Annotated in this window: 7 protein-coding genes; 3 read left to right on the top strand and 4 right to left on the bottom strand. The window is 61.3% G+C overall.

Annotation, left to right across the window (positions count from 1 at the left end; translation table 11 throughout):
* The first annotated feature begins 160 nt into the window (after positions 1-160).
* Positions 161-982 carry a lytic transglycosylase domain-containing protein gene (locus HJB83_RS12525; RefSeq protein WP_207582293.1) on the top strand — a complete coding sequence of 274 codons (822 nt, stop codon included), beginning with the start codon at positions 161-163 and terminating at the stop codon, positions 980-982.
* Between the two features lie 51 nt (positions 983-1,033).
* On the opposite strand, the gene HJB83_RS12520 is transcribed toward HJB83_RS12525, so the two are convergent.
* The 3 genes from HJB83_RS12520 to pdxY all read right to left on the bottom strand — a co-directional run bounded on the left by HJB83_RS12520 (position 1,034) and on the right by pdxY (position 4,351).
* Entirely contained in the window at positions 1,034-2,653 is a 1,620-nt protein-coding gene (locus tag HJB83_RS12520; protein ID WP_221131596.1) for a GGDEF domain-containing protein, read from the bottom strand.
* A gap of 109 nt (positions 2,654-2,762) precedes the next feature.
* Entirely contained in the window at positions 2,763-3,404 is a 642-nt protein-coding gene (locus HJB83_RS12515; protein WP_207582295.1) for a carbonic anhydrase, read from the bottom strand.
* A 71-nt stretch (positions 3,405-3,475) separates the two neighbouring features.
* Positions 3,476-4,351: a pyridoxal kinase PdxY gene (gene pdxY, locus HJB83_RS12510; RefSeq protein ID WP_207582296.1), complete on the bottom strand. Its 876-nt coding sequence runs from the start codon at positions 4,349-4,351 to the stop codon at positions 3,476-3,478.
* Between the two features lie 275 nt (positions 4,352-4,626).
* Here pdxY and HJB83_RS12505 point away from each other — a divergent pair, with 275 nt between their 5' ends.
* Complete coding sequence (locus HJB83_RS12505; RefSeq protein ID WP_221131595.1) at positions 4,627-9,402, top strand: NAD-glutamate dehydrogenase; 4,776 nt, start codon at positions 4,627-4,629, stop codon at positions 9,400-9,402.
* Positions 9,403-9,426: 24 nt separating this feature from the next.
* A complete protein-coding gene (locus tag HJB83_RS12500) occupies positions 9,427-10,815 on the top strand; it encodes an MFS transporter (protein WP_221131594.1) in 1,389 nt (462 codons plus the stop codon).
* A gap of 74 nt (positions 10,816-10,889) precedes the next feature.
* Here HJB83_RS12500 and purH read toward each other — a convergent pair whose 3' ends face one another.
* Positions 10,890-12,503: a bifunctional phosphoribosylaminoimidazolecarboxamide formyltransferase/IMP cyclohydrolase gene (purH, locus tag HJB83_RS12495; protein ID WP_221131593.1), complete on the bottom strand. Its 1,614-nt coding sequence runs from the start codon at positions 12,501-12,503 to the stop codon at positions 10,890-10,892.
* Positions 12,504-12,577 lie beyond the last annotated feature (74 nt).

The following is a 12,577-nucleotide window of genomic DNA, read 5'->3' as shown; positions in this document are numbered from 1 at the left end:
ATCGCCGTCGGCTGGCATTCTGCCTGGCGTCAAGCCAAGCTATGCCGCCCGAAACCGATAGCGGTTTTGGGACAAAGGCATGAACAGAACAAAGATTTAAGGCGCGTCGCATGGTTCTGATGGCCGCGGCGCGCTTCAGCAGACCGGAGCGGGGTTTCTCATGCGCATGACAACATTCCTTCTGGCCGCATCTATGGCAGCCGGCGTCCTCCACGCGCTGCCGGCAGCGGCCCAGGGCGCCCAATGCGGCAACAATAGCAGCGGTTTCAGCGCATGGGTCGCCGACTTCAAGCAGGAAGCGGCGGCAAACGGCGTCAGCCGCTCAGTCCTCGACCGCGCCTTCGCCAACGTCAATTACAACAAACCGACGATCGCCGCCGACCGCGGCCAGAAGAGCTTCAAACTCTCCTTCGACGCGTTCATGCAGAAGCGCGGCGGCGCCACCGTCATTTCCCGCGGCCGCAGCATGAAGGCCGCCAACCAGGCACTTTTTGCCTCGATCGAACGCCGTTTCGGCGTTCCGTCCGGCCCGCTGATCGCGATCTGGGGCATGGAGACCGGTTTTGGCAGCTATATGGGCAACCAGCATACGCTGTCGGCTGTTTCGACCCTTGCCTATGACTGCCGTCGTTCGGACTATTTCACCGACCAGCTCTATGCCGCGCTCCAGCTCGTCTCCGAGGGCTATCTGAGCCCGCAGGCCAAGGGTGCTGCCCACGGTGAAATCGGCCAGACGCAGTTTCTGCCGCGCAATGTCGTACGCTTCGGCGCCGATGGCGACGGCGACGGCCGCGTCGACATGGTCGGTTCCCGCGCCGATGCCCTGGCCTCGACTGCGAATTTCCTCAAAGGCCATGGCTGGAGCGCCGGCGCCGGCTATCAGCCCGGAGAGCCGAATTTCGTCGCCATCCAAGGCTGGAACGCCGCCAGCGTCTACCAGCAGGCGATCGCCTATATCGGCCAGCAGATCGACGGCAAATAGGCCTTCATCGACAACGTTACCCGAAAACGCCGCTGCGACATGCGGCGTTTTTCATGTTCGGGTATCAAAACCGCCGCCCGACGCCTTCTTGCGTCGCTCCTCCTTCGCCGGCGCCTGCACGATCGGTCCCGAAACGACGCAGTTGCGGCCGGAGGCCTTGGCGGCATAGAGCGCCAGGTCAGCGCGCTTGACCAGATCCTCGAAGTTCCGGTTGGCGGCTTCATTTGCCCGGCCGGCGCATCCGAAACTCGCCGTCACCTTGAGAACATCGCCGCTCTCCAAGGATATTTCCGCCGCTTCGATCGCCAGCCGCACGCGCTCGGCAATGATTGCAGCATCGTCAGGCGTCGAATCCGGCAGAAGCGCCAAAAACTCCTCGCCGCCATGGCGCACCAGCAGATCGAAGGAGCGAAAATTTTGACGCGCGACGCCCGCGACCTGCCGGAGCACGGCATCGCCGGCATCATGCCCGTTGATATCGTTGACCTTCTTGAAATGATCGAGGTCGAAGAGGACGACGGAGATCCAGCGCGACCCGTGCTCGGCCTGCGTCAGAAGCGCCGATGCGGCGACCTCGAAGCCGCGCCTGTTGTACAAGCCAGTCAGAAGATCGGTCTGGGCGGCGTTGCGCAACTCGCTGACCAGTGTCTCGCGATCCCGCGTCAGCCGGTCGATCAGGCGCAGGCCCCTTGCCGCCAGCGTCATCACCAATGTGGCGAGAAGCAACAGGCCGGCACACAGCCCCAGGATCAGCGTCAGATGTATATGCGCGCGCGTCGACAAGTTTTCGCCGGTCTCATGAATATCTTTTGCGGCCTCGACCATCTTCTCCTGCAGGAAGATCATGCGTTCGCTCTGCGCAGTAGCCCAGACGTCGCGCACTACGCGCGTCGGCTGCGATCCGGCAAGGATCGCATCGGTGATCGCATTCGCCTTCACCTGGTCGCTACGGGCAAGATAGGCAACGATGTCGCGCAAGATCGGCGCCGTGGAATGAAAGACCATGTGGTCCATGCCCTCACCGAGCATGACCTTGCCCTGTACGAACAGCTCCACCGGAAACCGCGCGGAAACGCGGTGATCGAGGTAGCGAGTGCCGACGCCGGTAATCAGTCTTTCGCCGTAATAGGTCAGCAGAATACCCATCAGCTGGTTGGATTTCTCAAGCAGCACCGGATCGCTGATCAGTGGTGAAAGCGTGTCGACGACGGCAAGCTGCTTGAGAGCTGCATACCAGTAGATAGAACCGGGATCGCTGCCGGCGTAAAGGCCCTGGTCGACGGCGTTGCGGGCGGCAACGATGCGGCTATAGGCAAGGCTGAGAATCGATAATTCGCCGGCCAGCCCTGGGTCGAGCGCATCGCGGGAGGGCAGTGTGGCATAGAAGGCCAAGCGCTCGCGATCGAGCGTCACCCGGCTTCGCTGCATGTCGGCGGCAGTCGCGTTGTTGGGACGTGCGAGGTAGAGGCGGGTGGCGCCAATTTCACTCAGGATCTCCGTGGCGGCGATCGACCCGCCGCGGGCAAGCACGTCGGCGAACTGCCTGTCCTTTTCGAGATCCCTGTATTGTCTGAGCGAAGACCTTATGACCACGACGCCTTCAATGAGCATGAAGACGAAGGGCAGCATGATGGCGGCCAGGATAACCCTTTTGATGGTTTCGAACTTCATCGCCAATCGCCACGGTGATCAAAACGTCGGTCGTGCGCGACCAATTGACGGCATCTTAGCAGCAATTCTTAATAAACTGATAAAGCGGCGGATCCCTAGATTTCTGGCCCTAGATTTCTGGACGAATGAAGTCACGAGTCTCAGCATCCATCACCCAGAGTTCGCCTGTGGAGATATCGAACCATGCGCCATGGAGGTGCATTTTTCCTGCTTCCTCGAGCGCCTTGATGTCGGGAAAGCTTCTGAGATTGTCGATCGAATTGCGGATCGAGACACGCTCCAGCGCCGTCTGCCGCTCGGCCGCCGTCATCACATCGTTGCTCTGGATCTGCTCGGCGGCGGGCTTGACCAGCGACATCCAGCGGCCGATGAAATCGCCGGGCGACAGCGGCTCGGCGTTCGGATCGAGCGCTGCACGGATTCCGCCGCAGCGGCCATGGCCCATCACGACGATATCCGAGACCTTCAGCGCCTGCACGGCAAATTCGAGCGCGGCCGACGTCGAATGGAAGTGACCGTCCGGCTCGTAAGGCGGCACCATGTTGGCAACGTTGCGAATGACGAAGAGCTCGCCCGGGCCGGCATCGAAGATCAGCTCCGGTGCCGCACGTGAATCCGAACAGGCAATGACCAGCGTATGGGGACTCTGACCGTTTTCGGCAAGCTGCCGATACCTGTCGCGGGCGTCGGCATAACGTCCGCTCATAAAGTTGCGATAGCCGTCCAGAAGAGGATTTGGAAAACGCTGCATGCTTCTGGATTAGCGCGCGCGGAAGACAAGATCAACTGCTGCACTGCAAAATGAACGCATTGGCCGATGTGTCATTTTTTCCGCCGCTGCGCCGGATGCACGAGCCGGCGCATCTGCACCATGGCCATCGGCGTCGAAAGGCTGGAAGCATCGCTTGCCAACATCAATTCGTTGCTGCCGCGCTTGACGGCGCGCGCAAGCACCTCGAAGACGCTGGCGGTGGCAAGCTGAAGCGCTTTTTCGTCCTCGAGGCCGGAAAGCAGGCGCGACAGGAAGACGGCAGCAAGCAGGTCGCCGAGCCCATTCGGCGGATTTTCGACGACGCGGTGCTCGGCAAGAAGCGCGTGACGGCCGGAAAGATAGAGATTGCCGGTACCGCCCGCCATCATCGGCACGGCCGAGGTGACGAGCATGCGCGATGGTCCGAGCGCCAGCGCCGCCTCCATGATCGCGCTATTGTCTTCAAGCGCTGCCCCCGAAAGCCATGCGAGTTCGTAGCGGTTCGGCGTCGCCAGCGAGGCGAGCGGGATGAGATGATCGCGAATAGCCTCTGCGGTCGCTTCCGGCACGTAGAGGCCGCCGAGATCGCCCATGACGGGATCGCAGACATAAAGCAGTTCCTGATTATCTTGCCGGAGCGCAGCGATCAGCCGGGCGACGGAACGCGCCTGGGCGGCATTGCCGAAATAGCCCGAAAGCACCGCCCTGACTTCGCCGATCCAGGGCGCGCGGATTAGATCGTCGATCGCCGCGTCGAAATCCGCTTCCGCAAATGTCAGCCGCGTCGAGCGGCCGTGGCCGGGATGCCAGGGAAGCACGATGGTCGGCAGCGCCCAGACAGGATGACCGAGCGTCTCCAGTGCAAAGACCGCCGCCCGGTTGCCGACCGAACCGCGCACCACATGACTGGAGATGACAATGACTGCGCCCGCTGCATTTTCCGACATGATACCGAGGTCCGAATGATGATCGCGTTTTGATGATCTTTTTGACGGCGCGCTGTCAACCATTCTTCACGTGGGCATGGAAATGTAGGCGAAACGAAAACTAAAAAGAGGCTTCCCCGTTCGTTTTGGCCAGGAAAGCGAAAAAATCCCTCTTCATTTCCTATTTTGAGGGTCAAAAAAGCATCAAGACAATCGTTCGGGCCTCCATTTTAGAGATTTTTTCGAAGAATCTTCTGTTAGCTTGCAGAAAATCAGTCCATTGCGGGAGGCGATCCATGGCTGCCAGAAACAATCCGAAACGGGAAAAGCAGATCGAAAGCGCACGCAAGATCGCCAAGGCGACGGGCGAGGCGCATCTCGATCCGGAAATACTCTTCGGCCGGGCCAGCAATGACGATCTCGAACTCTATACGCCTGAGATGCTGGCGCTCTCCGCCGTGCATTCGGCAAAGGAACTTGCCGCCTGGAATGGCAAGGCGCCTCGTGTCGGCATCGACACCATTGCCGATGTGACGCCAGATGGCATTGCCGTTTCGGTGCTATCGGTCACCGACCGGAACATGCCTTTTCTGTTTGAATCGGTCATGGGTGAAGTGACGAGCACCTATCGCGACCTGTTCATGGCCGTGCATCCCATCCTGATCATGGAAAAGGGTAAGGCGCCGGCGATTTATTCCGCCGATCATCCGAGCGACCCGGCCAACCGCGTCAGCCATATCCAGCTCCACATTGCGCCGCTCAACTTCGCCCAGGCCGCAGATCTCGTCAAACGTGTCGAAACCGTGCTCGAGCAGGTCCGCCTGTCGGTGTCCGACTGGAAGCCGATGCTTTCCAAGATCGACGGGGTGATCGCCGAGCTCTCAGCCAACGGCACCACCCGGAAGAAGGCTGATCGCGATGAGGCAATCGCCTTCCTGACATGGCTGCGCGATGAGAATTTCACTTTCCTCGGGATGCGTGAATATGTCTATTCCGGCAAAGGTTCCGATGCCAGGGTCGAACGCGACAAGGGTGCTGGCCTCGGCATGCTCTCCAACCCGGATGTGCTGGTGTTGCGCACCGGCAAGGACGCCGTGACGACGACGCCTGAGATCCTGGCCTTCCTCGACGGCCCCGATTTCCTCATCGTCACCAAGGCAAATGTGAAATCGATCGTCCATCGCCGGGCCTATATGGATTATGTCGGCGTCAAACGTTTCGACGCTGCGGGCAACGTCACCGGCGAACTGCGCATCGTCGGGCTCTTCACTTCGACGGCCTATACGTCGCTCGCCTCTGAAATCCCGCTGCTGCGTTCCAAGATCGAAAAGGTGAAGGAGCATTTCGGCTTCGACCCGATGAGCCATTCCGGCCGCATGCTCGACAACACGCTGGAATCTTATCCGCGCGACGACCTTTTCCAGATCGACACCACGTTGCTTGCAAATTTTGCCGAACAGATCAATGACTTGGCCGACCGTCCGCGCGTGCGCGTCCTGCCGCGCATCGACCATTTCGACCGCTTCGTCTCGGTGATCATCTACGTGCCGCGCGAGGAATACGACTCGATCGTCCGCGAGCGGATCGGCACCTATCTGAAGACTGTCTATGACGGTCGTGTCTCCGCCTATTATCCGGCTTTCCCGGAAGGCGGCGTGGCGCGCGTGCATTTCATCATCGGCCGCTCCGGCGGCAAGACGCCGCGTATTCCGCAGGCAAAGCTCGAGCAGGTGATCCGCGAAATCACCGCTCGTTGGGACGACCGTTTCGAGGCGCTGGCCGGGGCCAAGGCGCCGAAGATATCGGTCGACCAGGCCTTCCAGGATTCCTTCACTCCGGAGGAAACCGTTGCCGACCTCGCCGATATCGGCGCCTGCGCCGCTGGCGAGCCGCTTCGCATCCAGTTCTACCATCGTCCGGAAGAACGGGGCCGCATCCTCTCGCTGAAAATCTTCCACGCCGGCGGCCAGCTGGCGCTGTCGCGCCGCGTACCGCTTCTGGAAAATCTCGGCTTCAATGTCGTCAGCGAACGCACCTTCGACATTGGGGTGCCGGCCGCCGATGGAGAAACGAAACTCGTCGTGCTGCACGATATGGAGCTCGAGGCCCGCAATGGCGGCGACATAGACCTGCAGCGCTACGGCGCTGCCCTCGAAGAAGCCTTCGTCGCCGCCTTCGCCGGCACGATCGACAATGACAGCTTCAATCGGCTGATCCTTTCGGCCGGGCTTTCAGCGCGCGAGACGAACGTGCTGCGCGCCTATGCACGTTATCTCCGCCAGGCCGGCATTGCCTATTCGCAGGATTACATCGCAACCACGCTCGACAAATATCCTGCTGTCGCCGCCGCCATCTTCCGGCTGTTCCACGACACGCTCGATACCACGCTTTCCGAGAAGGCCCGCCTCAAGAAGCTTGCCGACCTGCACCAGGCGATCGAGGCCGAGCTTACCGACGTGCCGAGTCTTGACGACGACCGTATCCTGCGCCGTTACGTCAATATCGTCGATGCGACGCTTCGCACCAATTATTTCCAGAAGAATCCAGACGGCTCCCCAAAGTCGATGCTGGCCTTCAAGCTTGATCCGCACCTGGTCGACGGCCTGCCGCAGCCGAAACCCTTCCGCGAAATGTTCGTCTATGGCGTCGAAGTCGAAGGCGTGCACCTGCGCTTTGGCAAGGTGGCGCGCGGTGGCCTGCGCTGGTCGGATCGTGCCGAGGATTATCGCACCGAGGTGCTCGGCCTCGTCAAGGCCCAGCAGGTGAAGAACGCGGTCATCGTGCCGGTCGGCGCCAAGGGCGGCTTCTATCCGAAGAAGCTCCCCATCGGCGGCAGCCGCGACGAGATCTTCAATGCCGGCCGCGAGGCTTACAAGACCTATATCCGCACGCTGCTGTCGATCACCGATAATATATCGAGCGCCGAGATTGTGCCGCCGAAGGACACCGTTCGGCTCGATGGTGACGATCCCTATTTCGTCGTCGCCGCCGACAAGGGCACCGCAACCTTCTCCGATACCGCCAATGCGCTGGCCCAAGAAGCCGGCTTCTGGCTGGACGATGCCTTCGCCTCCGGCGGCTCGGCCGGTTACGACCACAAGAAGATGGGCATCACTGCCCGCGGCGCCTGGGAAACCGTCAAGCGCCATTTCCGCGAAATGGACATCGACATCCAGACGACGCCCTTCACCGTTGCCGGCGTCGGCGACATGTCCGGCGACGTCTTCGGCAATGGCATGCTGCTCTCTCCGAAGATCCGCCTCATATCCGCCTTCGACCACCGCGACATCATCATCGATCCCGATCCCGATATGGAAAAGACGCTGGCCGAGCGCCAGCGTCTCTTCGACCTGCCGCGGTCAAGCTGGCAGGATTTCGACAAAACCGTGCTCTCCAAAGGTGCGATGATCATCTCCCGCGCGGCGAAATCGGTCACTCTGACCCCGGAAGCGGTTGCCGCGATCGGCCTCGACAAGGCCGTGGCGACGCCCTTCGAAATCATCACGGCGATCTTGAAGAGCCCGGTCGACCTGCTCTGGTTCGGCGGCATCGGCACCTATGTGAAAGCGGCGCCCGAAACCGACGCCGAAGTTGGCGACCGCGCCAACGACCCGATCCGCGTCACGGCGGCCGAAGTGCGCGCCAAGGTGATCGGCGAGGGCGCAAACCTCGGTGTCACCCAGAAGGGCCGCATCGCCTATGGTCTCAAGGGCGGGCGCTGCAATTCCGACGCCATCGACAACTCGGCCGGCGTCAACACCTCGGACGTCGAGGTCAACATCAAGATCGCGCTGGCAGCCGCCATGCATAACGGGCGCATGACGCGGGCAAAACGCGACCAGCTTCTGTCCTCGATGACCAGCGAAGTGGCGATCCTGGTGCTACGCAACAACTACCTGCAGTCGCTGGCGATCTCGCTGACGGAACGCAAGGGCACGGCAAACGGTCTCGAACTCGGCCGTTTCATGAGCGTGCTCGAGGCCGCCGGCCAGCTGAACCGCAAGGTCGAGACTTTGCCGGACGAGCAGAGCCTTGCTGAACGCTATGCCGCCGGCAAGCCGCTGACGCGGCCGGAAATCGGCGTGTTGGTATCCTACGCCAAGATCGTGCTCTTCGATGCGCTGGCCGCCAGCGATCTGCCGGACGATCCCTATTTTACCGCGACGCTTTTGAATTATTTCCCGGTCAAGATGCAGAAGTCGAATGCCGGCGATATCGCCGGCCACCGGCTGAAGCGCGAAATTGTCGCGACCGTGCTTGCCAACGAGGCGATCAACCGCGGCGGGCCGAGCTTCACCGTCGCCATGATGGACGCGACGGCGGCCTCGGCACCGGAGGTGGTGCGCGCGGCGATCGTTGCCCGCGACGGTTTCGACCTGAACAGGCTCTGGGCCGAAACGGATGCGCTCGACGGCCGGATATCGGGCGAGATGCAGAACCGCATCTACGAGGAAATAAGCCATAGCTTTACCGTCTTGACACGCCTGCTCTTGAAGACCGGCATGACCAAGGCCGATATGGCGGAGGTGATTAGCCGGCTCCAGGCTGCCTTGAAGAAGCTGAGGCCTGCCTTTGCCGAACAATCGGCCGGCGATGCCGCCGCCCGGCAGGCGGAGTATAGTCAGGCAGGCGTGCCCGAAAAACTCGCAGCCGAGATCGCCAATCTCCAAAGTTTTGCGCTGGTGCCGGAGATCATGCAGATTGCCGAGCGCACCGGCGAGACCTTGGTGCGGGCCGCCGAAAACTACTTCGCAGTGTCGCAGACTTTCCGCATTGCCCGGCTGCTGGCAGCGGGCGGGCGGATCCTCACTTCCGACCATTACGAGAACCTGGCGCTTGCCCGCAGCATCGACCAGATCGCCAGCGCAAGACGCGACATCGTCATCTCGGCCCTGTCCGATCACGGCAAGGAGAAGCTTCCGGTTCAGGCTTGGCATGCGCAGGATCGTATCCGCATCAACCGCATCGTCGAAGAGCTTTCGAGCCTCAGCGACAGCGGCGATCCTAACCTTGCGCGTATTACCGTTGCTGCAGGTATCCTGACCGATCTTGCGCGCGACCGGGTGAGGTGAGACAGTCCGCTGAAAAAGGAGCGGATGTTGAATCGCATTGACTGGACAGGAACGCAGCCCCCGAAGGCCACGGAGAAGGGCATCTGGGGGTGGATGTTCTTCGATTGGGCAGCCCAGCCCTTCTTTACCGTGGTCACTACCTTCATCTTCGGACCCTATTTCGTTTCTCGCCTGACCGATGACCCCGTTTCCGCGCAGACGACGTGGAGCAACATGGCGACGATCTCATCGGTGATCATCGCCCTGCTCTCGCCCATTCTCGGCTCGATCGCCGACCAGTCAGGCGCACGCAAACCCTGGATCGGCTTCTTTGCGATCATCAAGATCGCCAGCCTTTTCTGCCTGTGGTTCGCAGCCCCCGGCTCGGCTGTTATTTATCCCGCGATTTTCATGATCCTCGCCTCGATCTCGGCCGAGTTTTCGATCGTCTTCAACGATTCGATGATGCCGCGCCTGGTCGCCAAGCACGAGGTCGGCAAGCTCTCCAACACCGCCTGGGGGCTTGGTTATCTCGGCGGCATCATCGTGCTCATCGCCGTCGTCACGTTGCTGGCGGCAAGCCCCGAGACCGGCAAGACCATCCTAGGCCTCGATCCGCTATTTGGTCTCGATCCTCGGACCGGAGAGGATGCACGCATCACCGGGCCGATCTCGGCCGTCTGGTATCTGATCTTCATCCTGCCGATGTTCTTCTTCACGCCGGATGTCGGCAGGGGTCTTCCCTTCGGCACCGCCGTCCGTTCGGGCCTGCGAGAGCTGAGAAACACGCTTGGTGAACTGAAGGAGCGCCGCGGCATCCTCAAATTCCTCATCGCCCGGATGATCTACCAGGACGGCGTCAACGGGCTGCTGATCCTCGGCGGCATCTTCGCGGCCGGCATGTTCGGCTGGGCAACGATCGAGATCGGCATCTACGGCATCATCCTCAACGTCGTCGCGATTTTCGGCTGCCTGATTGCCGGGCGTATCGACAAGAGTGTCGGGTCGAAGGTGACCGTCGTCATCAGCCTCACCATGCTGCTCCTCGCCACCATCGGCATCATCTCGACAGGGCCGGGTTATACCCTGTTCGGACTGATGCCGCTGCCGACGGCGGATTCCGGCGGCCTCTTCGGCACTGCGGCGGAAAAGGCCTATATCCTCTATGGTCTGTTGATCGGGTTTGCCTTCGGGCCGGTGCAGGCCTCCTCGCGCTCCTATCTCGCCCGTAGCGTCAGCCCGGAGGAAGCCGGTCGCTATTTCGGCATCTACGCGCTTTCGGGGCGCGCCACGAGTTTCATGGCGACGCTGCTCTTCTCGCTGGTCACCTATATGAGTGGATCACCGCGGCTTGGAATGGCAACGCTGATCCTGTTTCTCGCCGGCGGCCTGGTGCTGCTCGTCCGCACGCCCTATCCGGCCGATCGGGCCTAGCAATACCTGGGACGGGATGATTTTACATCCGGAATTGGGTAAAAACAAAGAGATAGAGCATTTCCGCCACGCATTCAGTGCCGGAAATGGCGCATGCCGGTAAAGACCATCGCAATGCCATGTTCGTCGGCGGCATCGATGACCTCCTGGTCGCGCATCGAGCCGCCCGGCTGGATAACCGCCGTCGCGCCTGCAGCGATCATCGACAGAAGACCATCGGCAAACGGCAGGAAGGCTTCGGAGGCGACGGCCGAACCATGCGTCATCGGCACGGCAAGGCCGAGCGCCTTGGCCGCCTCTTCGGCTTTGAGCGCGGCGATGCGGGCGGAATCGACACGGCTCATCTGGCCGGCGCCGATACCGGCCGTCTGGCCGTCCTTGGCATAGACCACGGCGTTCGATTTCACATGTTTGCCGATCTTGAAGGCGAACTTCATATCATCAAGCTCCTGCGCCGTCGGCGCCCGCCTGGTGACGACCTTGAGCTCCAGATCCTCGACCATGCCGTTGTCGCGGCTCTGGACCAGCAGGCCGCCGGAAACGGTCTTTGCTGTCAGGCCCGCGGCGCGCGGATCGGGCAGGCCGCCGGCAGACAGCAGCCGCAGGTTCGGCTTGCGGGCGACGATCGCCTTCGCTTCCTCCGTGACATCAGGCGCGATGATCACTTCGGTGAAGAGCTTGACTATCTCCTCGGCCGTTTCGGCATCCAGCGTCCGATTGAGCGCGATGATGCCGCCGAAGGCGGAAACGCTATCGCAGGCGAGTGCCCGCCGATAGGCCTCGACCAGGCTTGATCCGGTGGCGACGCCGCAGGGATTGGCATGCTTGATGATGGCGCAAGCCGCCTTCTGAGGCAGGAATTCGGCGACCAGCTCATAGGCGGCATCGGTATCGTTGATATTGTTGTAGGAGAGCTGCTTGCCCTGAAGGAGGGCAGCCGTCGAAACACCCGGGCGCTTCTCGCCGGTGACGTAGAAGGCCGCCTTCTGGTGCGGATTTTCGCCGTAACGCATCTCCTCCTTCAGCGCGCCGCCGATAATGCGGTGGCGAGGCGTGTCGATCGACAGCACTTCTGCGAACCAGTTGGAAATCATCGCGTCATAGGCCGCAGTGCGGGCATAGGCCTTGGCGGCCATGCGCTGGCGGAAGGCATAGGCGGTCTTGCCCTCATCTGCGGAAAGCTGCTCTGTGAACTCGGCATAATCCGCCGGATCGGTCAGGATCGTCACATAGGCATGATTCTTGGCCGATGCCCGGATCATCGCCGGCCCGCCAATATCGATATTCTCGACGGTTGTCGGATAATCACCGCCGGCGGCGCGCACTTCTTCGAAGGGATAGAGGTTGATGACGGCGAGGTCGATGGCCTCGATGCCATGCTGTTTCATCGCCTCCTGGTGTTCGCTATCGTCGCGGATCGCCAGCAGGCCGCCATGCACCGTCGGATGCAGCGTCTTGACCCGCCCGTCCATGATCTCGGGAAAACCGGTGATTTCGGAGACATCGATGACCGCAAGGCCGGCAGCAGCGATCGCTTTGAAGGTGCCGCCGGTCGAGAGCAGTCGCACGCCTCTGGCAGACAGTGCTCGGGCCAGTTCGACGATCCCGGTCTTGTCGAAGACGGAGAGGAGGGCGGTCTTGATTTCGATCTTGTCGGGGGCGGGGATTTTCTTGGAAATGACGGCCATGAAACCTTCTCCATTCGGGCTTCGGGAGACATCCGCTTAATTAAGAGCAGGATTCGGATTTCAGGCCGACGTGG

The organism is Rhizobium sp. NZLR11, from assembly GCF_019685115.1.
Taxonomy (GTDB): Bacteria; Pseudomonadota; Alphaproteobacteria; order Rhizobiales; family Rhizobiaceae; genus Rhizobium.
This window is presented reverse-complemented; position numbering and strand designations above follow the sequence as displayed.